The organism is Vibrio fluvialis (genome assembly GCF_900460245.1).
GTDB classification, from domain to species: Bacteria; Pseudomonadota; Gammaproteobacteria; order Enterobacterales; family Vibrionaceae; genus Vibrio; species Vibrio fluvialis.
This window is the reverse complement of record NZ_UHIP01000002.1, coordinates 691,450-713,064: the sequence shown is the minus strand read 5'-3', so window position 1 is coordinate 713,064 and position 21,615 is coordinate 691,450. Positions and strand designations below refer to the sequence as shown.

22 protein-coding genes are annotated in these 21,615 nt (G+C 51.8%); 15 read left to right on the top strand and 7 right to left on the bottom strand.

What is annotated here, in order from left to right:
* The first annotated feature begins 5 nt into the window (after window positions 1-5).
* From DYA43_RS18245 to DYA43_RS18220, 6 genes are all read left to right on the top strand, one after another.
* Window positions 6-962, top strand: coding sequence for a porin (locus DYA43_RS18245; protein WP_020328818.1), 957 nt, complete (start codon window positions 6-8; stop codon window positions 960-962).
* Window positions 963-1,149: 187 nt separating this feature from the next.
* The gene (gene slyA / locus DYA43_RS18240; protein WP_020328817.1) at window positions 1,150-1,620 is read left to right on the top strand and encodes a transcriptional regulator SlyA; all 471 of its coding nucleotides are present in this window, start codon (window positions 1,150-1,152) and stop codon (window positions 1,618-1,620) included.
* Window positions 1,621-1,639: 19 nt separating this feature from the next.
* A complete protein-coding gene (locus DYA43_RS18235) occupies window positions 1,640-2,698 on the top strand; it encodes an HlyD family secretion protein (RefSeq protein ID WP_020429523.1) in 1,059 nt (352 codons plus the stop codon).
* A 12-nt stretch (window positions 2,699-2,710) separates the two neighbouring features.
* Window positions 2,711-3,754 carry a DUF2955 domain-containing protein gene (locus DYA43_RS18230; RefSeq protein ID WP_020429525.1) on the top strand — a complete coding sequence of 348 codons (1,044 nt, stop codon included), beginning with the start codon at window positions 2,711-2,713 and terminating at the stop codon, window positions 3,752-3,754.
* Between the two features lie 115 nt (window positions 3,755-3,869).
* Window positions 3,870-5,183, top strand: a complete 1,314-nt coding sequence (locus DYA43_RS18225; protein WP_061055328.1) for an alpha/beta fold hydrolase — start codon at window positions 3,870-3,872, stop codon at window positions 5,181-5,183.
* Window positions 5,184-5,338: 155 nt separating this feature from the next.
* Window positions 5,339-6,235 (top strand): DMT family transporter, encoded by an 897-nt coding sequence (locus DYA43_RS18220; protein WP_061055327.1) that lies wholly within the window; start codon window positions 5,339-5,341, stop codon window positions 6,233-6,235.
* 29 nt (window positions 6,236-6,264) lie between these two features.
* Here DYA43_RS18220 and DYA43_RS18215 read toward each other — a convergent pair whose 3' ends face one another.
* Entirely contained in the window at window positions 6,265-7,134 is an 870-nt protein-coding gene (locus tag DYA43_RS18215) for a helix-turn-helix domain-containing protein (protein WP_061055326.1), read from the bottom strand.
* Window positions 7,135-7,140: 6 nt separating this feature from the next.
* The gene (locus tag DYA43_RS18210; RefSeq protein ID WP_061055325.1) at window positions 7,141-7,389 is read right to left on the bottom strand and encodes a hypothetical protein; all 249 of its coding nucleotides are present in this window, start codon (window positions 7,387-7,389) and stop codon (window positions 7,141-7,143) included.
* A 51-nt stretch (window positions 7,390-7,440) separates the two neighbouring features.
* Here DYA43_RS18210 and DYA43_RS18205 point away from each other — a divergent pair, with 51 nt between their 5' ends.
* The 4 genes from DYA43_RS18205 (at window position 7,441) to nhaD (ending at window position 12,070) form a co-directional block, all read left to right on the top strand.
* Window positions 7,441-8,409 (top strand): hypothetical protein, encoded by a 969-nt coding sequence (locus tag DYA43_RS18205; RefSeq protein WP_123946141.1) that lies wholly within the window; start codon window positions 7,441-7,443, stop codon window positions 8,407-8,409.
* A 10-nt stretch (window positions 8,410-8,419) separates the two neighbouring features.
* On the top strand, window positions 8,420-8,749 hold the full coding sequence (locus tag DYA43_RS18200) for a hypothetical protein (protein ID WP_020328809.1): 330 nt from the start codon (window positions 8,420-8,422) through the stop codon (window positions 8,747-8,749).
* A 443-nt stretch (window positions 8,750-9,192) separates the two neighbouring features.
* Window positions 9,193-10,491 carry a dicarboxylate/amino acid:cation symporter gene (locus DYA43_RS18195; RefSeq protein ID WP_020328808.1) on the top strand — a complete coding sequence of 433 codons (1,299 nt, stop codon included), beginning with the start codon at window positions 9,193-9,195 and terminating at the stop codon, window positions 10,489-10,491.
* A 133-nt stretch (window positions 10,492-10,624) separates the two neighbouring features.
* Window positions 10,625-12,070, top strand: coding sequence for a sodium:proton antiporter NhaD (nhaD, locus tag DYA43_RS18190; protein ID WP_055452016.1), 1,446 nt, complete (start codon window positions 10,625-10,627; stop codon window positions 12,068-12,070).
* 10 nt (window positions 12,071-12,080) lie between these two features.
* On the opposite strand, the gene DYA43_RS18185 is transcribed toward nhaD, so the two are convergent.
* From DYA43_RS18185 to DYA43_RS18175, 3 genes are read right to left on the bottom strand one after another with little or no spacing between them, the layout of a single operon-like run.
* Window positions 12,081-12,491, bottom strand: coding sequence for a hypothetical protein (locus DYA43_RS18185; RefSeq protein WP_225869390.1), 411 nt, complete (start codon window positions 12,489-12,491; stop codon window positions 12,081-12,083).
* Window positions 12,492-12,509: 18 nt separating this feature from the next.
* On the bottom strand, window positions 12,510-12,983 hold the full coding sequence (locus DYA43_RS18180; RefSeq protein ID WP_024374890.1) for a methylated-DNA--[protein]-cysteine S-methyltransferase: 474 nt from the start codon (window positions 12,981-12,983) through the stop codon (window positions 12,510-12,512).
* 1 nt (window position 12,984) lies between these two features.
* On the bottom strand, window positions 12,985-14,355 hold the full coding sequence (locus DYA43_RS18175) for a DNA-3-methyladenine glycosylase 2 family protein (protein WP_061055323.1): 1,371 nt from the start codon (window positions 14,353-14,355) through the stop codon (window positions 12,985-12,987).
* Window positions 14,356-14,631: 276 nt separating this feature from the next.
* Between DYA43_RS18175 and DYA43_RS18170 the strand changes: the two genes are divergently transcribed.
* Window positions 14,632-15,069: a DoxX family protein gene (locus DYA43_RS18170; protein ID WP_020328803.1), complete on the top strand. Its 438-nt coding sequence runs from the start codon at window positions 14,632-14,634 to the stop codon at window positions 15,067-15,069.
* A gap of 118 nt (window positions 15,070-15,187) precedes the next feature.
* Window positions 15,188-16,465, top strand: coding sequence for a cytosine deaminase (locus DYA43_RS18165; RefSeq protein ID WP_061055322.1), 1,278 nt, complete (start codon window positions 15,188-15,190; stop codon window positions 16,463-16,465).
* A 59-nt stretch (window positions 16,466-16,524) separates the two neighbouring features.
* On the opposite strand, the gene DYA43_RS18160 is transcribed toward DYA43_RS18165, so the two are convergent.
* Complete coding sequence (locus tag DYA43_RS18160) at window positions 16,525-17,418, bottom strand: LysR family transcriptional regulator (RefSeq protein WP_020328801.1); 894 nt, start codon at window positions 17,416-17,418, stop codon at window positions 16,525-16,527.
* A gap of 150 nt (window positions 17,419-17,568) precedes the next feature.
* On the opposite strand from DYA43_RS18160, the gene DYA43_RS18155 reads away from it, so the two are divergent.
* The gene (locus tag DYA43_RS18155) at window positions 17,569-17,928 is read left to right on the top strand and encodes a MaoP family protein (RefSeq protein WP_020328800.1); all 360 of its coding nucleotides are present in this window, start codon (window positions 17,569-17,571) and stop codon (window positions 17,926-17,928) included.
* A 72-nt stretch (window positions 17,929-18,000) separates the two neighbouring features.
* A complete protein-coding gene (locus tag DYA43_RS18150) occupies window positions 18,001-19,989 on the top strand; it encodes a flavohemoglobin expression-modulating QEGLA motif protein (RefSeq protein ID WP_062789285.1) in 1,989 nt (662 codons plus the stop codon).
* A gap of 90 nt (window positions 19,990-20,079) precedes the next feature.
* Here DYA43_RS18150 and DYA43_RS18145 read toward each other — a convergent pair whose 3' ends face one another.
* Window positions 20,080-20,331 carry a DUF3081 domain-containing protein gene (locus DYA43_RS18145; RefSeq protein ID WP_020328798.1) on the bottom strand — a complete coding sequence of 84 codons (252 nt, stop codon included), beginning with the start codon at window positions 20,329-20,331 and terminating at the stop codon, window positions 20,080-20,082.
* A 319-nt stretch (window positions 20,332-20,650) separates the two neighbouring features.
* On the opposite strand from DYA43_RS18145, the gene nagB reads away from it, so the two are divergent.
* A complete protein-coding gene (gene nagB / locus DYA43_RS18140; RefSeq protein WP_020328796.1) occupies window positions 20,651-21,451 on the top strand; it encodes a glucosamine-6-phosphate deaminase in 801 nt (266 codons plus the stop codon).
* Window positions 21,452-21,615: the final 164 nt, after the last annotated feature.

Sequence of the window (21,615 nt, the reverse complement as noted above, 5' to 3'; positions counted from 1 at the left end):
TAACAATGAAACAAGCAGCAGTAGCAACCGCGATTTTCGCAGCACTAGTTTCTGGCTCAGCAATGGCGGCAACTGTTTATAAAGCAGATGGTACAGAACTTAAAGTTGGCGGCCGAGCTGAAGCTCGCTTCAACGTATCAGACAACAACGAATCTGACGCAACAGCAACAGAGTCAGGTTCAACGAAATTTAAAGACAAGTCACGTGCTCGCGTAAACCTTGTGGGTAAATCTCAGTTTTCTGACAACCTGTACGGCTTTGGTAAATACGAAGCTGAATTCGATGGCGACGAAAACCTGACTAACCGTTACTTCTTCGCGGGTGTGGGTACTTCTATCGGTGAATTCTCATACGGTAAACAAGATTCAGCTCAGGTTATGCTGACTGATTTGACAGATACCATGGCAACGTTCGGTGCAGATGCTGCTGACATCGTAACGGGCAACAAAGACAAACGTCAGAACAACTTCCTGTACACCGGTAAATTCGATTCTCTGACCGTGAAAGCCAACTACCTGGCAGCAGATGAGAAAGAACTGAACGGCGACGAAAACAGCAGCTACGGCGTAGCCGCTATGTACAACTTCGGTATGTTCACTCTGGGTGCGGGCTATGTTGGTCAGGATAACGATGACAAACAGTACAACCTGGCAGCAGAAGTTAAACCAATCGACACGCTGACTCTGGCTGCTCTGTTTGCTCAAGGTCAGAAGAGCGACGACGATTACATCGCTTACGAGCTGTCTGCAAAATTCAAAGCGACGAAGCAACTGGATGTGATTGGTGTGTACAACTACCAAGAAAACCAAGATGCTGATACTGACGGCGAAACAGCAAACAACTTCGCAATCGAAGCTGTGTACAAGTTCGACGCTCACATCCGCACTTACGCAGGTTACAAGTTTGAACAGTTGAACGACAAAGACGACCAACTACAAGCTGGTATCCGCTACGATTTCTAATCGGCTCTCGATACTCCCAAGGATACTTACTGTCCTTTTGGCCAAGCATTCGCTTGGCCTTTTTTGTTTTTGATTCACGCCATTCTCATCCGCTTAGAATTTTTATTGTGATTTCTATCACATCCCATTTACTTAGCGTGCTAACTAAATTATATTACTTAGCACGCTAAGTATTTAGGGAAGCATCATGATTCAAGACATCAACAGCCTTTACGAGCTGACTCTGGCTGAAAAACTCGCCCGCGTTTCGCGTTTGTGGAAGATGGTGGCTGACCGCGAGCTGGCTCCTTTGGGCCTGACACATCCTCGCTGGACCGCACTATGGAAACTGCAACGCCTTGGCGACAACATCAGCCAGAAACATCTTGCCGAAGCGCTGGAGATAGAACTGGCGTCATTGATGCGCACGCTCAACCAACTCGAAGAGCAATCACTCATCACCAGACACTGCTGTGCCAGCGATAAGCGCGCACGTATTGTCAGCCTGACCGAACAAGGCCGCATCATGATCAAGCAAATGGAGACGCGTATTCTTCAGGTTCGTCGCCAACTGCTTATTCACATCAATGATGAAGAGCTGCTCAAACTCGGTCAGATTCTGGAGCAGATTGCCAACAATGCCCTCGAATCACTTAGCGAAAAGTCAGATAACCTTTAATTAAGAGAAATAAACTCCCATGACACCCGATCAGAAATTCGCACGCTGGATCAAATACTCCAGCTTCGTGTTTGTCTTCGTCTTTGCTTATTTTCTCGTTGCCGACCTTGCGATGCCTCTCACACCGCAAGCCATGGCGACCCGCGTGGTCACCAAAGTGTCACCACGCGTTAGCGGACAAATTTCAGAGATTTACGTCAAGAACAACCAGACCGTGCACAAGGGCGACGTTCTGTTCCAGATCGATCCGGCGCCGTATCAGCTGGCGGTAGAACAAGCTCAGCTCAACTTAGAGCGCACGATGCAAAGTAACGATCAGCTGGATGCGTCAATTGTTGCCGCACAGGCCGACGTGACCGCAGCGGTGATCGTTTCCGACCAGAAAACCCGCGAATACAACCGTTTAAATACCCTATTTAATCGCAACGGCACCTCGCAACAGCTACGTGATGATGCGCAAAGTTCCGCCACCGCCGCGAAAGCCAATCTGGCGGCCGCACGCGCTCGCCTGAAAGAGCTTCAGGTTAGCCGTGGCAACACTGACGATTCAAACGTCAGCGTTCGTGTTGCTCAGAACCAACTCGACCAAGCCAAACTGAATCTATCTTACACCAAAGTGATGGCAGAAAATGATGGCGTGGTGACCAACCTGCAACTCGAAGCCGGTACTTACGCGGCGGCGGGTAGCCCGCTGATCGCTCTGGTAGATAACCAGGTGGATGTGATTGCCGATTTCCGCGAGAAGAGCCTGCGCCATCTGAGCACCGATAGCGATGCGCTGATCGCGTTTGACAGCAAACCGGGTCAGGTATTTGAAGCGCGTGTAAGCAGTGTTGATGCGGGTGTGAGCTCCGGTCAGTTTGATGCCAACGGCCTGCTGGCGTCACCGACCTCTTCAACTCGCTGGGTACGTGACGCGCAGCGTATGCGTCTGCATCTGGCGCTGAGCGATGAACAGCTGCAAAAACTGCCAGCGGGCGCACGTGCGACCGTCCAGTTGTTGCCGGAAAACAGCGTGTTTAATCTGCTGGCGAAAATCCAGATCCGTTTCCTGAGTGCTCTGCACTACATCTACTAAGCAGGTGATGGCATGAGACTATGGGACCATCCGTTGTCGGAGAACGATCTCCGGCAATGTCTGCGTATCGCCACAGGTGCCACACTGGGTTTCACCTTTAATAAGTTGATGGGGTGGAACTACGGGGTGTTCTACACCGTCACGCCGATGCTGCTGCTCGGTATGGTGCCGGTAATGAGCGCCCACGCGGCACGCCAGTTGCTGGCTTCTGCTGTGGTATGTGGTTTGGAAGTGGGAATTCTGGGCGGCTACTTCGGTACGCATCCGGGCATGATGACCATCATCGCCTTCTTTCTGTTTCTGTATAAGTTTGCCTGTATGTCAAAAGGCAGCCTGTTTCTGTTCGGTGCCAACAGCATCATCAGTCTCAGTATTATGCTGCACTTTGCCAGTTACCCGACCACCGACCTCAACGACCTGATTTTTGGCAATATTTTTGCCACCGTATTGTCGGTGATGATTGCCTATCTGGTGACGTTTGTGATGCCGGATGCCGAGCCTCGTCAGCCGCCACCGCGTCCGACGACGCCCAAGCAGTCGCACCGTATGCGTCACGAGGCGTTAATGGGCGCGACCATCACCACGTTGTCGTTTGTCGTATTTCAGGTGTTTGATTTGAGCGATTCCCTCTCGGCGCAAGCCACCACCATTCTGCTGCTGTTTCCGATGCACTGGAACGGCGCAATGGGATACGCTCGCAAACGCGGTATGGGGACGATTCTCGGTGTGACATTTGGTCTGGCCGGGCAGTTGCTGTTGTACGATTGGTCTGACTTACTGTTGTTTGTGGTGCCGCTGCTGTGGATTGGCGCCATGGTATTCAGCTACATGCACGTGAAAGAATCCAGCGGCTCTGGCGCCGGATTTGGCGGCCTGACTACGCTGGGCATTCTGTTTGGTCAGTACCTCAGTCCGGGCGGCGATCTGGTCTACAGCGCGCTGTATCGGGTCAGCAGTATTTTCTTTGCCATTGTGGTCACGCTGATGATCACCTATCTGGTCCACCGCATCCTTAACAGCTTCGAATCAACCCGATTCGGGCCGATGGAAGGTTAAGTAACACCCCCATGACGCTCTGTGGCAAAAATCGCAGAGCGTCATATCTCCCTCTTCAGCCTTGTGCTATCGTCTGCGCAAACCAATAGATGACTCACAAGGAAATCAGTCAGTCATGATGCATTCCCTGCACAGCTTCGTTGAAGCGGGCGTTCGTTACACGCCGTACACCTTTTCTGTCCCGTTGGATTATCAGCAACCTGAGGGCGAAACCCTCACGGTATTTGCCCGCGCCGTGACATCGGCCAGCGGCAATGATGAACACAAGCCTTGGCTGGTCTATTTTCAGGGAGGTCCGGGCTTTCCGGCGCCGCGCGCCAGTGCCAGCAGCGGCTGGATGAAACGCGCGCTGCAGCAGTTCCGAGTGCTGTTATTGGATCAGCGTGGCACCGGCCAAAGCAGCGTGGTGAACCACCAGACACTGGCAGGCAAAACGCCGCAACAACAAGCGGAATATCTGAGCCACTTCCGCGCCGATAACATCGTACGCGACGCCGAGTTCATCCGTCAGCAATGGGGCGTTGAGCGCTGGGCGATACTTGGCCAGAGCTTTGGTGGTTTTTGTTCGCTGACCTATCTGTCGCTGTTCCCTGAGAGCCTGCTACGCAGTTACATCACGGGCGGCGTACCGTCATTATCACGTCAACCGGATGACGTCTACCGCGCCACCTTCCAGCGCACTCTGGACAAAAACGCCGCGTTCTTTGCTCAGTTTCCTCAAGCGCAGGCGATGTGTCAGCGCATTGCCGATCACTTGCTGGCTAACGACGTTCGCCTGCCAAACGGCCAGCGTTTTACCGTTGAGCAGTTCCAACAGATCGGTATTCATTTTGGTATGAGTGATGCGTTTATGCCGACCTACTTCACGCTGGAAAATGCGTTTATCGACGTCGATGGCAAAGAGACTCTACGCTACGAATTTTTACAGCACATGATGATGGACCAAGGGTTTCAGACCAACCCTATCTACGCGATTCTGCACGAAGCCATTTATTGTCAGGGTTTTGCCTCACAATGGTCAGCGCATCGCATGCGTGATGCCTTCCCGGAGTTCCATTACCAGCCGGGGCAACCGTTCCTGTTTACCGGCGAGATGGTGTTTCCGTGGATGTTTGATCTCTACACCAATCTGCTGCCACTGAAAGACGCTGCGCAATTGCTGGCGGATAAAGAGGACTGGGGTCAGTTGTACGATGCCAGCGTGTTGGCGCGCAACACCGTTCCGGTCAGTTGCGCGGTGTACGCCGACGACATGTTTGTCGAAATGGACATCAGCCGCGAAACACTCAAGCAGATTCCAAACAGCAAAGCGTGGATCACCAACCAGTATGAACACAACGGGTTGCGTGCCGATGGCGAACACATTCTCGATACACTGATCGCCATGGGTGAGCAAACGGCGGCGAACCTCGGTCAACCACTGCTGTAACGCCGTTCGAGCTTTCGATGAGCAGGCTTCGGCCTGCTTTTTTACCTCTGCCTACCGCCCAGACTCGCCATTTCCGGCAGTGTAATCTTTTTAGTGATTGACCAAAATTCAGCACTGCTTCACAGTAGCTTTTCCAGACACAACAAGGATTCGTCATGCCTGTCGCCAGTTTTCTTCAGCTGCTCGGATTGGCCGCCATTTGGGGTGGGTCATTTCTGTTTTTACGTATTGCCGCACACAGCTTCGGCCCGGCCTACCTGATTGAAGCCCGAGTCGGATTTGCCGCTCTGAGCCTGCTGCTGATTGGCCTGTATCTGAAAAAATCACTGCCATTTCGCCAGCACTGGCAACACTTTATGATTCTCGGCCTGTTCAACAGCGCACTGCCGTTTCTGCTGTTCGCTTATGCGGCGCAAACACTGAACGTGTCTACTTTATCTATTCTCAATTCCACCGCGCCGATTTGGGGTGCGGTCATTGGTTATGTGTGGCACAAAACGCCGCTCAGCCCGAAAGCCATCGCGGGTCTGCTGATTGGTGTCGCGGGTGTGTCCGTGATTGTCGGCCTCGACCATTCGCTGATCGGCACTGATGCGGGATTGCCGATTGTGGCGGCGACCATGGCTGCATTCTGTTATGGCATTGCGACCAACTACACCAAAAACGCGCCGGCGATCTCGTCGTTTGATAACTCGCACGGCAGCATGTGGGCGGCTTCGCTGTGGGTGCTGCCTTTATTGCCATTCATCCCAATGCGCGAAGCGCCCAGCGGAACAGAAGTGCTTTCCGTGCTGGCGCTCGGCATCATCTGTACCGGCCTGGCTTATCTGCTCTATTTTCGACTGGTGAAAGAGATCGGGCCGTCGCCGACTTTGTCCGTGACTTTTTTGATCCCGGTGTTCGGTATTTTGTGGGGCTATCTGGTGCTTGGCGAAACCATTGGGCTTAACACGGTACTCGGCACTGCACTGGTACTGACGGGCACCATGATGGTGACCAACTTTTCGCCGCTCGCATTACTCAGAGCGCGAAAACAAGCAGCATCAATATAAGACAGCGCGGGGCCAATTGGCCCCGTTTTTTATGGTAGCGGTTTGAAGCGCTGGCGAAATTCACGCGGCGTCATCTGCTTGTATTTGAGAAACAGCCGGTTGAAGTTGGCCTGATTGGTAAATCCGGCCTGCTGTGCCACCAGCGATACCGGAAAATCGGTGCGAATCAACAGAGAGCAGGCTTTGCCGATGCGAACCTGGGTGATGTAGCGATTGACCCCCTGCCCCATCAGGCGTTTAAAAAAGCGGGTGAGTGTGCTTTCGCTCATCCCCACATCCTGCGCCAGTTCGCTCAGCGCCAGTGGCTGAGTATAGTGAGCGTGAATACGCTCCAGCAGTTGTGACAACAGACGCTGCTCTCGCCCGTGGGTTTCAGCCAAGCTGGCACCGCCCTCAACACCCAACGTCTTTGGTTGTTCACACTCCACCAACGAGGTCAGAATACTCAGCAACAACGTTGAGCGCCGCGCCGGAGCGGCGACGTCCAACCGCTCAAACATTGGCAGCAACGAGGCTGCAAAGACGTTTGGAAAGGCCACACCGTGGCGAGCCTGCTTAAACAGCGTATCGAGCGGACTAAATTCCGGAAACGAACGCAGCAAGTTATCGACCCACGCTTGGTCAAACCATAACACATACACTTTTTGTGGCCGCGTCGGGTCCAGATGATGTTGTGATTGCCAGGTATGCGGAATATTCGGTCCCACTAGCGTCAGATCCGCATGATGATAATCGCTGATATTGTCGCCGATATAGCGCTCGCCAGCGCTGTTGAGCGTCAGGGTCAGCTCATACTCGGGGTGAAAATGCCACTCAAACGGAATGGTCTCCAGTTCCCGAATCAGTAGCCGCCAGGAACTGTCGTACCGATATTCCACTTTTTCAAACTGCGCACGCATAATTTTCTACAATACTGACTTCATCATTACTTTATTTTGATGGAATAGTATTATTTTTTGCCAAGATTGCATCACCCATTTAGCGGCAAATTGCCAGAATGTGATCAGGCGAAATCGTGTGTGCTCCTGATATTTCACCCCCACCCCGAAATTCCATACACGGTTTCGCTTTTTAAGCCTTTCATTGCCCTGCCCGACGCTTCTCGGATCCATAATTGCTCGCTTCGGAATTAACATCACAGCAACAATATGCATAAAGAGTCATAATTCATCACTTTGCTCAATCAAACAGGAATTCTGGGTTGCATGACGTTATGGAATGATTCGCGGCGCGCGGTGTGCATGACACTGCTGGGAGCCACTGCGCTGAGTGGTTGCTCGGTCACACCAACCGGCCCGATTGCCAGTTACAGCGACAATGCCCGTCAGGTCAGCCAGCAGATTGATGGCCTGATCAGCGATTACAACGCCTCTGCGCGTAATGAAGTGCTGGCCAACTTAACCACCAGCCCTAACAAAGTCACCAAGCAATCGCTGCAAACCGCCGCGCAAGCGGGCCTTGGCAACCTTGATGGCAACGCCTTGTATCAGGCAAATCAGGCATTGCTGACCTATTCGCAGGCGTTGTATCAGTTAAGTACTACCGCCTCCAATCAGGAGATGGCGCGCGCCGGAGTCAAACTGGCGGATGCGTTATCTGATCTCGACCATGCGTATCAAAAGTGGGGGAAGGCATCCGTCATCAGTGATGAACAGGCCGCACGCTCAAGTCGCATCATCAGTGAAGCGTTCGCGGTTTACACCGACCGTCAGCGTGCCAAAGCCATCCGCGATCTGGTCATGGCCGCAGATCCGCTGGTGCAGTCTCTCAGCCGCCACGTCGCAAAACAGATATTGCGCCAGGATTTCAGCCAGCGGCTGGAAGTGGCGAAAAATATTGAGCTCAGCCTTTATCTCACTGCGGTCAATAACACCTCGCGTCAGGACCTGCTACTGCGGCGTCAGGCCGTCGAACAAAGTTATCAGCGCTATTCAGCGATGCTGGCCAGTTTGGCTGCGGTAGAAAGCAGTGCCCGCGCGTTGCATGAAATGGCCAGTGCGCACCATGTGATTGCCAGTGAAGTACAGGCTGGTCGCTTTGATTCCAGTCGGATTATTGATGCTGTCCAACATCTGAAACGCACCCACAAATTGTTCTCATCGGTGGAAGATATGGTCAACACTTGTTTAAGCCAGGTCATCATTGACCAGAACGGCGCTCGCTGTCCTGAGTAAGGAGGGAACCATGAATCAGGCATCACTCAAACAACAGCTTTATCTGTCTCTGCTGCAAATCGACGATTTGATGGCAGTGATGAACGTGGCCACACCGGAATACGATGAACTGTGGCAGCAGCAGGATACGTTGCGCCAACAATACACCGCACTGGTGATTGAATCACTGCAGGACACCAGCCAGATTCAGGATGCGATGCAAGGGCTGGAAGAGCTTTGTGATGAAAGCCGCCGCGTATGCGATGAGCTCAATGAGAATGTGGCGTCTTTAGCGGGTATCGCGCGCGTTATTCGCTCGGCTGGCAAGGTGACCAAGACGCTCGCCAAGCTGGTGACCTGAGTGTGCCACTTGTGCTCAACTTAAGTGGCACGCTGAAAAAGAGCACGTGTCACTTCCTTCTCTTCGATAGGCCTCATACCTTTCATTCACCCCGCCAATATCGCCGAACGCTTAAATGCAAGCTTATGCACATAAACACAAATATTCGACTAAATATGCACCAATTTATTGCCATGTAAAGTCAAAAATCCCCCAGATTATCAATGGTTGAGAATCGTGAACATTGTTGCATGGATAAGCTTATATGTTGCCAAGTTACATACAAGCGCATTAATTCACTATTAAATTGTTATAAATCGGTTAAAAATAGCGAATAAATAGTGAGCATGATCACAGCGATGGATAGGTATTGTGAAATTACTTTTTTATTTTGAATTGCGCCTGCTACCCTGCCGCTCGCTTTGAAATGATGTCGAAGTGCATAAATATAAGGAGTGTTCAAGATGAATACCAAGAAGCCGATGTCGCTCACCAGCCGTGTAATTCTGGGTATGGTAGCCGGTATCTTGACAGGGTTTGCTATTCGCACCCTGTTTGCGGACAACGGATTTGTGGACGCATATATTGTTAATGGATTATTCGAAGTTGGCGGCAAGATCTTCATTGCCAGCCTGAAAATGCTTGTTGTGCCACTGGTTTTTGTTTCACTGGTGTGCGGGACAAGTTCACTGAAAGACCTATCTACGCTGGGCCGCATGGGCGGAAAAACTCTGGCGTTTTACATCACAACCACCGCGATTGCGATCACACTAGCACTGACTATGGGCACCATTTTCCAGCCGGGTGCAGGTGCGGATCTGACAGCGGCCAGCGGTTTTACTTCAGCAGAAGCACCATCGCTGGGTAAAGTGCTGATTGATATGTTCCCAACCAACCCAATCAACGCGATGGCAGAAGGTAAAACTCTGCAAGTGATCGTGTTTGCGGTGCTGTTCGGTATTGCGATCAGTGCAGCAGGTAAACCGGGTGAACGTATTGCGGCTGTGTTTAACGATCTGAACGAAGTGATCATGAAGCTGGTTGCGCTGCTGATGAACGTTGCCCCATACGGCGTGTTCTTCCTGATGGCGAAACTGTTCACCGGTCTCGGTCTGAGCGCGATTCTGAATCTGGCTGAGTACTTTGTGGTTCTGGCGGCAACGCTGCTGATCCACGGTCTGGTCACTTACAGTGTGATGCTGAAGAGCTTTGCGGGCCTGAGCCCAATTACCTTCTTCCGCAAGATGGAAGACGCCATCATGTTTGCGTTCTCAACCGCATCATCAAACGCGACCATTCCGGTCACCATGGAAACGGCGAAAAACCGTTTCGGCGTCGACAACAAAATTGCGTCATTCACTATCCCTCTGGGTGCGACAGTGAACATGGATGGTACGGCTATCATGCAAGGTGTTGCGACCGCATTTATCGCGCAAGCCTTCAACATCGATCTGTCGATGGGTGACTACCTGACCGTGATCCTGACGGCGACACTGGCGTCAATCGGTACTGCGGGTGTTCCGGGCGTAGGTCTGGTTATGCTGGCGATGGTTCTGAACCAGGTGGGTCTGCCACTGGAAGGTATTGCCCTGATCATGGGTGTTGACCGTCTGCTGGATATGATTCGTACTGCAGTAAACATCACTGGTGACAGTGTGGTCACCTGTATCGTGGCGAAATCAGAAAACGCACTGGATGAAGCACGCTTTTATGACCCAATGGCGGGTGCAAAAGAAGAAGAAGTTCATCTGAAACGCGCGTAATCATCGTGTTAAAAACCCCGGCTTGCCGGGGTTTTTTATTGCCTGTCGATCAGTCAGATTCGATACACCTCACACTTAGTGGGGAAAATAGCTTCTAAAATTTGTGTAATTTCCGCAGCTTGGAGCACAGATTATGAAGCGAGTTTGGCCTGGCCTGATCCTTGTCTCGTCCCTGTTTTCATCGTTGTGTTTCGCGTCTGCGGCGCCTGAATCAACCTTACCGCTAACCCGCTCCACTATCGGTTATCTCTCACTTCTTCTATTTGGCCTGGCGTATATTCTGGTTACGCTGGAAGAGTACCTCCAGCTGAAAAAATCCAAGCCAGTACTGCTGGCGGCTGGTCTCATCTGGGCAATGATTGGCTATGTCTATCAACAACACGGCATGGCAGACGTTGCTCGCGAAGCACTGGAATACAATCTGCTGGAATACGCCGAGTTGTTGCTGTTTCTGCTGGTTGCGATGACCTACATCAGTGCCATGGAAGAGCGGCGTCTGTTTGATGCGCTGCAAGCCTGGATGATCGGCAAAGGGTTTAATTTCCGCTCGCTGTTCTGGATAACTGGTTTGCTCGCGTTTTTCATCTCCCCGATTGCCGATAACCTGACCACCGCCCTGCTGATGTGCGCCGTGGTCATGAAAGTCGGTGGCAAGAACGACCAGTTCGTTAACCTTGCCTGCATTAACATTGTGATCGCCGCCAACGCAGGCGGTGCGTTCAGTCCGTTTGGCGACATCACCACACTGATGGTGTGGCAGGCCGGACATGTCTCTTTCATGCAGTTTATGGATCTGTTTGTGCCGTCGATCGCCAACTATCTGGTTCCGGCGATGGTCATGTCGCTCTATTTGCCGAAAGAACAGCCGGACTCGGTGTATGAACAGGTAGAACTCAAACGCGGCGCGCGGCGCATTGTGCTGCTGTTTGTGCTCACGATTATCACCGCGGTCAGTTTCCATGCGCTGTTCCACTTCCCGCCAGTGATGGGCATGATGATGGGGCTCGCCTATTTGCAGTTCTTCGGTTACTTCCTGCGTAAAACGCTGGCCAGTTCGCTGGCGAAGAAAACCGCGCTAGCGATTGCCAACAACGACGAAGCGGCGCTGCGCCGCATTGGTTCAGTAGTACCGTTTGACGTATTTCGCCGCATTTCGCACGCCGAATGGGACACTTTGCTGTTCTTCTACGGTGTGGTCATGTGTGTCGGTGGGCTGAGCCTGCTTGGTTATCTGGGGCTGATTTCTGACGTGATGTATTCTCAGTGGGATCCGGTGTGGGCCAACGTGATGATTGGCTTCCTCTCTTCTGTCGTCGATAACATTCCGGTGATGTTCGCCGTTCTGACGATGGAGCCCACCATGTCTATCGGTAACTGGTTACTGGTGACACTGACCGCCGGGGTTGGCGGCAGTCTGCTGTCGATTGGCTCGGCCGCCGGGGTCGCGCTGATGGGCGCCTCACACGGCAAGTACACCTTCTTTGGTCACCTGAAATGGACGCCGGTGATTATTCTTGGTTACGCCGTGAGCATCGCCCTGCATCTGCTGCTCAATCAACCCCTGTTTATGAGTATGTAGTGCGCAAAGATTAAGATTGTTTTTCGCCGGGCAGTTCGACGTTTTTCGCCTCTGCCCCTTCTCGTACCCAGATGTTGCTCAACTGATAACGGGCGCAGGCGCTGCATGTCAGCACCTCCCCCTTACCATGCACACGCATCACCAGCTCAGGGCGCTGCTCTTTGGAGTTCTGGCTCATCTGAATCGTCAGTTCGTCATCGTCGAGATCGAACGGTCGCTGCCACACAGCATCGCCATGAGCATCCTGTATCGCGACTTTACCGTCTTTGAATACCAGAAGTTGCTGGTCATACTGATTGTCGTAGATCCCTTCAAACATATAGGTCTCCTTGTTGACCATGCGCTGCAAATCATCGCGGCTGCAACCGGACATCGCGCCAACACAGATGAGCAGCAGGGGGACAAGGGTCGATCTTTCCATGACGAACATTTTTCTCTGTTATGCCTCTTTTTCTAACGCCAGCAGCTGGGCTTTTCTCTCGACACCACCTGCGTAGCCAGTCAGTTTGCCACTTTTGCCAATCACTCGATGGCACGGCACGATGATAGAGAGTGGATTTTTGCCATTCGCCAGACCAACTGCGCGCACCGCTTTCGGGTTACCAATGGCTTCAGCCAGTTGCAGGTAGCTCCAGGTTTCTCCATATGGAATGGTACACAGCGCTTGCCAGACGGAACACTGAAACGGTGTGCCCGTCGCCGCGAGCGGTAGGTCGAAATCTTGGCGCTTGCCCGCAAAATACTCTTCTAACTGATTGATTGTTTTGACGAGTATAGGACAACTTTCACTGTATTGACCAAGATCCTTTGGCATCGTTTTTTCTGTCTCAAACCAGGCACCCAACAGGCCATTCTGGTTCGCTTGTAAGGTCATTTTGCCCAGCGGGCTATCAAAGTAAGTAAATTGATTCATGTTATTGGTCCCAACAATGAAAGGTGGCATAACTGCCCCATGGCGACACGCTTTCCGGTGTCAGATGGGGAAAGGTCGCCAATGCTTTTTTCACCACCAGATCGGTGTGCAAAAAGCAGTTGCTGTCTGACACACCGCGCAAGCGGGCGTAATTGACGGTCCACGGCCCGACACCTTTGAGTGCCAGCCAGTCGTCAAGTGATGCATTCGGCTGCTCAGCCATAAACACCGCAAAGCGGTGCAGGGTATCCTTGCGGCTTTGCGGCATGCGCAAAAAACTCAGGTCCGCGTCAGCCACTTGCTGCGGGGTGGGAAAATACCACGGTTTGGCGCAATTGTAATTGAGCGTCGCAACCAGCAGGTTGAGCTGCCCTATCGCCGCTTTAATCGACACCTGCTGCCCCAGTATCGCCCGCACGCCGGCTTCCCAGGCATTCCACACGCCGGGAATACGAATGCCAGAGTGAGTCACCAGCCCCGGCGCCGCCTGCTCAAGCTGCGCTTCAATGCTGACAATATCGGCATCGAGATCGAACACGCGGCGTAACTGGCTCACCAAATGACGCAATTCGGTCAGCTCCGCCAGTTCAAATTCGATCTCCAACTGCGAATCCGACGCCAGCGTCGCTTTAAACCAGCCGTCGCAACCGTTAATTCTGACATGGCGTTGATAGCTGTCCTCTTCAACCTGTTCAATCCCATCAACGGCACGCAGACGATAAAACGCCAGCATGTGCGCCCAGTCAAATGGGCCGCGATAGGCCAGCGACAATCGATTTTGCGCCGTCACCGGTGCTGACTGCCGACGCACCTGGCTGGGCGTCAGTTTGAGCACTTTCTGAAACGCATCATTGAAACGTCGGGTACTGTTAAACCCGCATGCAAAGCCGATATCAGTGATCGACATATGGCTGGTGTGCAGCAGTTGCTTGGCAAACATCAGTTGGTGATATTGCGCATACTGTTTCGGCGACATACCGAGATGCGACTGAAACAGTTGACGCAAGTAGCGATCACTGATCCCCAGCCGCTCAGCCAGCTCACTCAGGCGCTGGCCTTGCAGTTCACCGTTATCAATCAGTTTCATCGCACGCAGAAACGTGGTTTCCACCCCTTTCCACGCCCACGAGCTCGGCGCACTGTCCGGGCGGCAACGCAAACACGGACGATAACCCGCTTGCAGTGCCTGCGCCTGATTGAGGAAATATTCTACGTTCTCCTCTTTGGGCAGGTTGGCCGGACAAATCGGCCGACAAAAAATACCCGTGGTTTTCACGGCAACGTAGAAGCGTCCATCGAAACGCGGATCGCGGCTTAGCCTTGCTCGCTGGCACTCTTGTGGAGTCAGTGCAACATCAACCTCAGTGTCCATATATCGGTTCCTTCGTTCTGTTAAGCACAGTGTACGACGTCATCACCAGAACACTAGCCATTTTCGGAACTCAATGGTCACACCGTGCGTTCACTCATCGTTACCCGGCTATTCACGAAAATGAGATTAAGTTCACGGAAAGTCCTTCAAGTTTTTCGAACAAGAATGTCGAGTTATGAACGTTATCTATTTTTTTAAACTCTCCTAAACTCTCTCCATCGGCACACAACAATGCACGACACTTATTGCAGATTATCGAATATTGAGGAAACCCACATGAACGCATTTTTGAAAAAACTCATGAGCACTGACGCAGGATTTGCACCACTGGCTCTACGTATCCCTATCGGCATCACCTTTATGGCGCATGGCTCGCAAAAACTTTTTGGCTGGTTTGGCGGATACGGTCTGGAAGGCACTGGTCAATGGATGGCATCCATCGGCATTGAACCGGGTGTTCTGATGGCTTTCCTGGCGGGTAGCGGTGAATTCTTTGGCGGCCTGTTCTTGCTGATCGGTCTGCTGACTCGTCCTGCTGCGTTTGTAACCGCATTCACCATGGTCGTTGCCATTCTGAGCGTGCACATCGGCAATGGTCTGTTCATGGCGAACAACGGTTACGAGTTTGGTCTTGCTCTGCTAGCCGCCAGCGTATCACTGCTGATTTCTGGCGCGGGCAAAGTGAGCATCGACTCAGCAGTCAGCCAGAAATAATTTTCTGAAGATTCAATGAAGGGCGAGATTATCTCGCCCTTTTTTTGTTCTTACGCCATTACGCACTCTGTGCCACACTAGGTGGCAGTAAACAGTGCTGTTGGCAAAAGGACTTTCCATGACCACACTTCTGATCACCAATGCCCGACTTGAGGGCGAATCATCACTCAAACAGATCCTGATTGAATCCGGCCGTTTTACACATATCGAACCAACGACTACTCACATCGACTATCAAGGCGAGGTGCTGGATGCCTCTGGTGGCTTAGTGGTCGCACCGTTTTGTGAGCCCCACATTCATCTGGATACCACCCAAACGGCGGGAGAACCTGCGTGGAACCTGTCCGGCACTCTGTTTGAAGGCATCGAACGCTGGGCAGAACGCAAAGCGTTGCTGTCGATAGAAGATGTCAAAGCACGCGCGATTCAAACCCTGAAGTGGCAGATTGCCAACGGCGTGCAGCATGTGCGCACGCACGTGGATGTGTCCGACCCGACGCTGACCGCGCTCAAAGCAATGCTGGAAGTACGCGACACCATGAAACCCTGGGTCGACATTCAAATCGTTGCCTTTCCGCAGGAGGGCATCCTCTCCTACCCGAATGGCAAAGCGCTGCTTGAAGAAGCGGTCAAACTCGGCGCCGATGTGATTGGCGCGATCCCGCACTTTGAATTCACCCGCGAATATGGCGTGGAATCGCTGCATTACGTGTTCGAACTGGCCCAGAAATACGATCGCCTGATTGATGTCCATTGCGATGAAATCGACGACGAGCAGTCACGCTTTGTCGAAACCGTCGCCGCTCTGGCCCTTCAGTATCAGATGGGCGAAAAAGTCACGGCCAGCCACACCACCGCCATGGGTTCCTACAATGGTGCCTACGCCTCGCGCCTGTTCCGCCTGTTGCGCATGTCGGGGATTAACTTTGTCGCTAACCCGCTGGTGAACATTCATCTTCAGGGCCGGTTTGATGATTATCCTAAACGCCGCGGCGTCACCCGGGTGAAAGAGATGCTGGGTGCGGGCATTAACGTCTGTTTCGGGCACGATGACGTGTTTGACCCCTGGTATCCGCTCGGCACCGCTAACATGCTACAGGTACTGCACATGGGGCTGCATGTATGCCAGGTGATGGGATATGAACAAATCAACGATTCACTCAAGCTGATTGGCCGCCATTCAGCGCGCACGCTGAACATTCAGGATCAGTATGGGATTGAAGTGGGCAAACCGGGCAACCTGCTGGTGCTGCCTGCTGAAAGCGGTTTTGATGCGGTGCGCCGTCAGGTTGCAGTGCGTTATTCGGTTCGTGGCGGAAAAGTGATCGCGGAAACGCAGCCCGCCACCACCCGGATTCACCTCGAAAGCAGTGAAGCCATCGACTTTCGCCGTTAATGGCTCGCCGCGCTAATTTCAGCATCAAAAAAGGCGAGATTCTCTCGCCTTTTTCATGTTCAGGATGACACCCCAAGACCACCGGCCCTTTGCAGGCTGTATGCGGTGAGTGGATCGATACTCTTGACCAGTTTTTCCACTTGCGTAATCGCATCGACCGACGAGCTGTTTTTGCGATAGCTGAGATAAATTGGCCGATACCAGTCTTCGACTCCGACCACGCGATATAACTGCCCTGAGTTGAGGAACGGCTCAACCACAGACGCTGGCAGATAGGCACTGCCGCCCTTCTCAAGAATGAAATCCAGCGCAATACGCGCGGTAGAAGTGCGTAGAAACGGCGCTGGCGCTTTCGGGTGACGGTCGGCATGCTCTGATGCAAAACGTGCGCCCCAGTCCACATACACGTACTGATGGTCAAAAACGCTGTCTGCGGTATCCGGACGGGTCGACACAAGCACCAGTACCAAGTCGGCGACTTTCTTGCACTGCAGCTCTTCCGCTTTAATTTGGTCCAGCGCAAACGCCATATCCAGCGTGCGCTCTAACAGGTTGCGACTAAGCTGCTCGCGCCCCATGACTTCCGCCATGAATCCGTAACCGCTGAACGCATCGGTCACCACACTCAAACAGTTCTGCAAGTAGGCGTCCCAAATGTTCGGTGTCCCGCCCAGAGTCAGTTGCAGCGCTTTACCGCTCTCGAGCGAGAGTTCAAATTTCGCTTGCTGTAAGGTCGCCACCATCACTTCGGCATAGCCGACCAAACGCTCGCCGGCGGAGGTGAGTTTGATGTTGTTCCGGTCGCGAGTGAAAAGCTGAGCATCGAAGTAACTTTCCAGCTGTTTAATACGTGCGCTGACAGCGGCCTGAGTTAGGTACAGATTCTCTGCGGCCCGGCCAAAATGACGAACTTTAGCCAGTTCAAGAAAGGTGCGAAAGACTTTTACGTCCATATTGAATCCTCTGATATTCCTCGTGAAGATTAACAAGTAAGTACAATAATGACGATAAAAAATTTTTGTTTTTCTTTTCGAGATTTTGCGCCTAACTTTCGCCGTGAACCACGGCTACGTAGTGGTAGCACATATTCACACGAGGTTGATATGTCTGAGACAGTATTTCGTCAAGGAAAAAAACGATTTTTCGATACTAAAAAGTTTCCAAGAGGCTTTGCCAAGTCTGGTGATTTCACTCTTGGAGAAGAGGATATCCTAACGCTGTACGGGGATACAATGGTTGGCCTTGAGACCGGTCTGCTTCAGCCTGAAAATGCGGAAGAACAGCACTTTTTAGAGGTGTTGGATAACCCGGATCTGGCTCAGAGCAAGATTGAACGCGTTTGGATGAAGTACGTTCGTCTGTCTCGCGGTCGCAAGCGCTTCCATACGTTGAACGGTCGCAACAAACCAGATGCGGCGGACGACTTCACGGATGACGAACCAAGCCTGACAGAAGAAGACTAATGTGCCCGGCGTTGAACTCTCGGCGCCGCTTACTTCAACGACGAGAATAGCCGTCTTCTAATAGGGTCACGCATGGCCAACCCAATTTCCAAAGTTTATTCTCTAGAAGAGATGCTCTCGCTGATTCAGCGGGGGCAACCTTTCTCCGGCGAACTCGAAGCCGCTGGTTGTTTTATCAAAATTGAACAATACCTGCCTGTCGTCTGTACCGCTATTCACGCGGGTAGCCGTCTGCGCGATGACCTGCAAAAACAGTGTCAGCTTTCCAAAGCCGAGCGCCGCCTCGAAGAAGCCCCGTTGACCGACCAACTCATCGCATCTCAGCCCATTACGCTGTGGGGACTCGATTCACGCTTTGAGTACGATCTCAACCGCGCTCGCACGCTGAGCACCCGCTACAAATCGGCATGGAAAAAACCGCTCAACGACAAGCAACGCTCTGCCAGCCATCTCAAACACGGCCTGTTTTATCAGCTCTACGAAGCTCTGATTCGCAAACTGGAATCGATGTTCGGCATGGTGATCGTGTTCGATCTCTACGCCTACAACTACCAGTCACTGTCGCAGCCAACGCCCGTATTTAACGTCGGTACTGCGCAGATCGACATGCAGCGCTGGGGCGCGGTGGTCAAACGTTTCTGTACTGAGCTGGGCAAGATTCAGTTGCCCCATATTGAAAACCAGACAGCCATGAACGCGGTGTTTGAAGGCCGTGGCTATCTGATTGCGCACACCAACGCGCATTTTGACCGCACACTGGTGCTGCCAACGGAAGTCAAAAAAGTATTCATGGAAGAGGCGGACGGCACCGTTTATCCGCTGGTGATGGATGCACTCAAAAGCGGCTTCAAAGAGGCGTTCAGCCAAACCAGTGCCTATTTCCAGCGTCGTCACAACCGCCGCCGAATCACCAAAGCCAACATGCTCAGCTCGTCGATTGAGCCGAACGTGCTGGCGATTGATAAAGCGTTAGCCAAGCTGACGCAAAAAGTGGAAACGCTCAAATACGTCAACCCGAGCAATATTAACGCTGAGCGTAAGCGTTTCGATGCTGCGCCGAGTCGCTTTAAGCCGGATTTTCGTTACAAACAGTTACCGATCCACGCCAACGAGTTCAAACATAAGCTGTTCCAGTTACCGATTGAGTCAATTACGGATCCGGATCTTAAGCAGCTTTACAGCTCGATGGTCAACAAGCTGAGTGAGAAAATCGACCTGCTGACCAGCATTGGTCAGGAGAAATTCCTCTATAACTCGCTGCGCTTTTATGGACGTCCGAGTACAACGGCTATCGACAACGCCCGCTTTCTGCTGTACGCCAAAACGTTGCCAGAAGAAAAAGGCCCGTTCTACACCGCCGATGAAGCGGCGGTGATCATGGCCAACAAAGCCAAAGAGTGGGGTATGGCATGTAATGTGACGCCGACGTCCTCCCTCGCGGCGCGTGCCATGGTGAGCGGGAAAAAGCCACCGACGCTCTATCTCAACAGCAAAGTGACCTACTCGCACGCGGAAGTGCAGCGTCTGATTCAGCACGAACTTGGCGTGCATATGGCGACCACGTTCAACGCGCGCATGCAGCCACTGAAAGTGTTCTCCATCGGTCTGCCGGGTTCTACTGAATCTCAGGAGGGGTTAGCGATTCTGGCGGAGTATAAAGCGGGCTATATGTCACACGATCGCTTACAGACACTTGCGACCCGCGTGCTGGCCGTAGATTCTATGCTCAAAGAGCAAAACTTCTACCAGACCTTTGATTTTCTTGTGGATGAGTTTGGCCTCGATCGTGACAGCGCATTTGTCACCACCACGCGCGTTTACCGCGGGGGCGGCTTTACTAAAGATCATTTGTATCTGGAAGGATTCCTGCACACCTTGCAGCAAGCGCAGAAACGTAACATCGACAACCTGCTGGTCGGCAAATGCAGCCACACCTATCTGGATTTGATTGATGAACTGGTGGAACGCGGCTGGCTGGTCAAGCCAAAACATCGCTTTGATGATAAAGGCATTGAACCCGAGCCGGTGCTGAAATACCTCATCGATTCATTGCGCCACTAAGCGCTTGCTCTGATCGAATCTTTCTCCCAAAGCCCTAGTGCGATATTCGCCTAGGGCTTTGTTTTGGGACTTTCCTTATCGCCCTGCACACTATTTAGCCAGCATGGCGACTTTCTTCAGAAAGCTGTCACGCAGATGCTCCTGGTCATACTCCAGATGGTAGGTATTGTGGAATCCGACCTTCAGTTCGACGCCATTCCCCCGCATGTAGACGTTGTAGCCGTCATAGTCGGAAAACGCTTCGATGCCTTCATAAATCTTACCGAACTCCGTGGGTGTGCCATGCTCCATAACCACTTCGTATGCATGCAAAATTTTGGCAGGATCAAGTTCATTTTTCATATGCACAGCTCCTTTTTCATCATTCAGTTCAAGTATGGATAACGAACCCTCGCTTCGCCAATCTGCAACACGAAACACATCAAATTATCACTTAATTTTATAAATAAATTTTTTGTCATTTTTGACTATGCTTAACAGGGTTTAGTCAGCCTGAGTGCCGAATTTTTCGCCTCAAAATGGCCATTTATGCGATCATTGCAACGAAAAGAAAAAGAATGTTGAAAAATTTGACCCAAAACAATGGCTGACTACCTAAACTTATTTTATAATGCGAATTAACGATTATCCGAATCACGAATTATCACATTAGGGGCTACAAATGAGACTGATTCCATTAAACAACGCGGCACAAGTAGGTAAATGGGCTGCAGCACACATTGCAAAACGCATTAACGACTTTAAGCCAACTGCGGACCGTCCTTTTGTGCTTGGCCTTCCAACTGGTGGTACACCTCTGACAACTTACAAAGCACTGATCGAGCTGTACAATGAAGGCAAAGTGAGCTTCAAACACGTTGTGACATTCAACATGGATGAATACGTTGGCCTGCCAGCTGACCACCCAGAATCTTACCGTTCATTCATGTACAACAACTTCTTCAACCACGTTGATATTCAAGATCAGAACATCAACCTGCTGAACGGCAACACTGGTGATCACGATGAAGAGTGCCGTCAGTACGAAGAGAAAATCAAAGCCTTCGGCAAAATCCACCTGTTCATGGGCGGCGTGGGTAACGACGGTCACATCGCATTCAACGAACCAGCGTCTTCACTGGCTTCACGTACTCGTATCAAAACACTGACTCACGATACTCGTATCGCAAACTCTCGTTTCTTTGATGGTGACATCAGCCAAGTGCCAAAATACGCGCTGACTATCGGTGTGGGCACTCTGCTGGATGCACAAGAAGTGATGATTCTGGTCACTGGCCACAACAAAGCTCAAGCTTTGGAAGCGGCAGTCGAAGGTTGTGTAAACCACCTGTGGACAGTATCTGCATTGCAACTGCATCCAAAAGCGGTGATCGTATGTGACGAACCAGCAACGCAAGAACTGAAAGTGAAGACGGTAAAATACTTCACTGAGCTGGAAGCTGAGAACATCAAAGGTTTCTAAGCATTCGCTAGCGTATCTTTTCGAGCCCTGCTTCATGCAGGGCTTTTTTGTGCCACAAATTTGGTCACCTCAATTAATATTTTTATTATTTATCAGAACGTTACTAATCCTGTGGATTTCGTGACATCCACTCATTGGTCTTGCGAATAATTAATTCATTGCAT

Coding starts and splice junctions, on each gene's coding strand:
- DYA43_RS18245 (WP_020328818.1), top strand. CDS start 6: ATGAAACAAGCAGCAGTAGCAACCGCGATTTTCGCAGCACTAGTTTCT.
- slyA (WP_020328817.1), top strand. CDS start 1,150: ATGATTCAAGACATCAACAGCCTTTACGAGCTGACTCTGGCTGAAAAA.
- DYA43_RS18235 (WP_020429523.1), top strand. CDS start 1,640: ATGACACCCGATCAGAAATTCGCACGCTGGATCAAATACTCCAGCTTC.
- DYA43_RS18230 (WP_020429525.1), top strand. CDS start 2,711: ATGAGACTATGGGACCATCCGTTGTCGGAGAACGATCTCCGGCAATGT.
- DYA43_RS18225 (WP_061055328.1), top strand. CDS start 3,870: ATGATGCATTCCCTGCACAGCTTCGTTGAAGCGGGCGTTCGTTACACG.
- DYA43_RS18220 (WP_061055327.1), top strand. CDS start 5,339: ATGCCTGTCGCCAGTTTTCTTCAGCTGCTCGGATTGGCCGCCATTTGG.
- DYA43_RS18215 (WP_061055326.1), bottom strand. CDS start 7,134: ATGCGTGCGCAGTTTGAAAAAGTGGAATATCGGTACGACAGTTCCTGG.
- DYA43_RS18210 (WP_061055325.1), bottom strand. CDS start 7,389: ATGCATATTGTTGCTGTGATGTTAATTCCGAAGCGAGCAATTATGGAT.
- DYA43_RS18205 (WP_123946141.1), top strand. CDS start 7,441: ATGACGTTATGGAATGATTCGCGGCGCGCGGTGTGCATGACACTGCTG.
- DYA43_RS18200 (WP_020328809.1), top strand. CDS start 8,420: ATGAATCAGGCATCACTCAAACAACAGCTTTATCTGTCTCTGCTGCAA.
- DYA43_RS18195 (WP_020328808.1), top strand. CDS start 9,193: ATGAATACCAAGAAGCCGATGTCGCTCACCAGCCGTGTAATTCTGGGT.
- nhaD (WP_055452016.1), top strand. CDS start 10,625: ATGAAGCGAGTTTGGCCTGGCCTGATCCTTGTCTCGTCCCTGTTTTCA.
- DYA43_RS18185 (WP_225869390.1), bottom strand. CDS start 12,491: ATGGAAAGATCGACCCTTGTCCCCCTGCTGCTCATCTGTGTTGGCGCG.
- DYA43_RS18180 (WP_024374890.1), bottom strand. CDS start 12,983: ATGAATCAATTTACTTACTTTGATAGCCCGCTGGGCAAAATGACCTTA.
- DYA43_RS18175 (WP_061055323.1), bottom strand. CDS start 14,355: ATGGACACTGAGGTTGATGTTGCACTGACTCCACAAGAGTGCCAGCGA.
- DYA43_RS18170 (WP_020328803.1), top strand. CDS start 14,632: ATGAACGCATTTTTGAAAAAACTCATGAGCACTGACGCAGGATTTGCA.
- DYA43_RS18165 (WP_061055322.1), top strand. CDS start 15,188: ATGACCACACTTCTGATCACCAATGCCCGACTTGAGGGCGAATCATCA.
- DYA43_RS18160 (WP_020328801.1), bottom strand. CDS start 17,418: ATGGACGTAAAAGTCTTTCGCACCTTTCTTGAACTGGCTAAAGTTCGT.
- DYA43_RS18155 (WP_020328800.1), top strand. CDS start 17,569: ATGTCTGAGACAGTATTTCGTCAAGGAAAAAAACGATTTTTCGATACT.
- DYA43_RS18150 (WP_062789285.1), top strand. CDS start 18,001: ATGGCCAACCCAATTTCCAAAGTTTATTCTCTAGAAGAGATGCTCTCG.
- DYA43_RS18145 (WP_020328798.1), bottom strand. CDS start 20,331: ATGAAAAATGAACTTGATCCTGCCAAAATTTTGCATGCATACGAAGTG.
- nagB (WP_020328796.1), top strand. CDS start 20,651: ATGAGACTGATTCCATTAAACAACGCGGCACAAGTAGGTAAATGGGCT.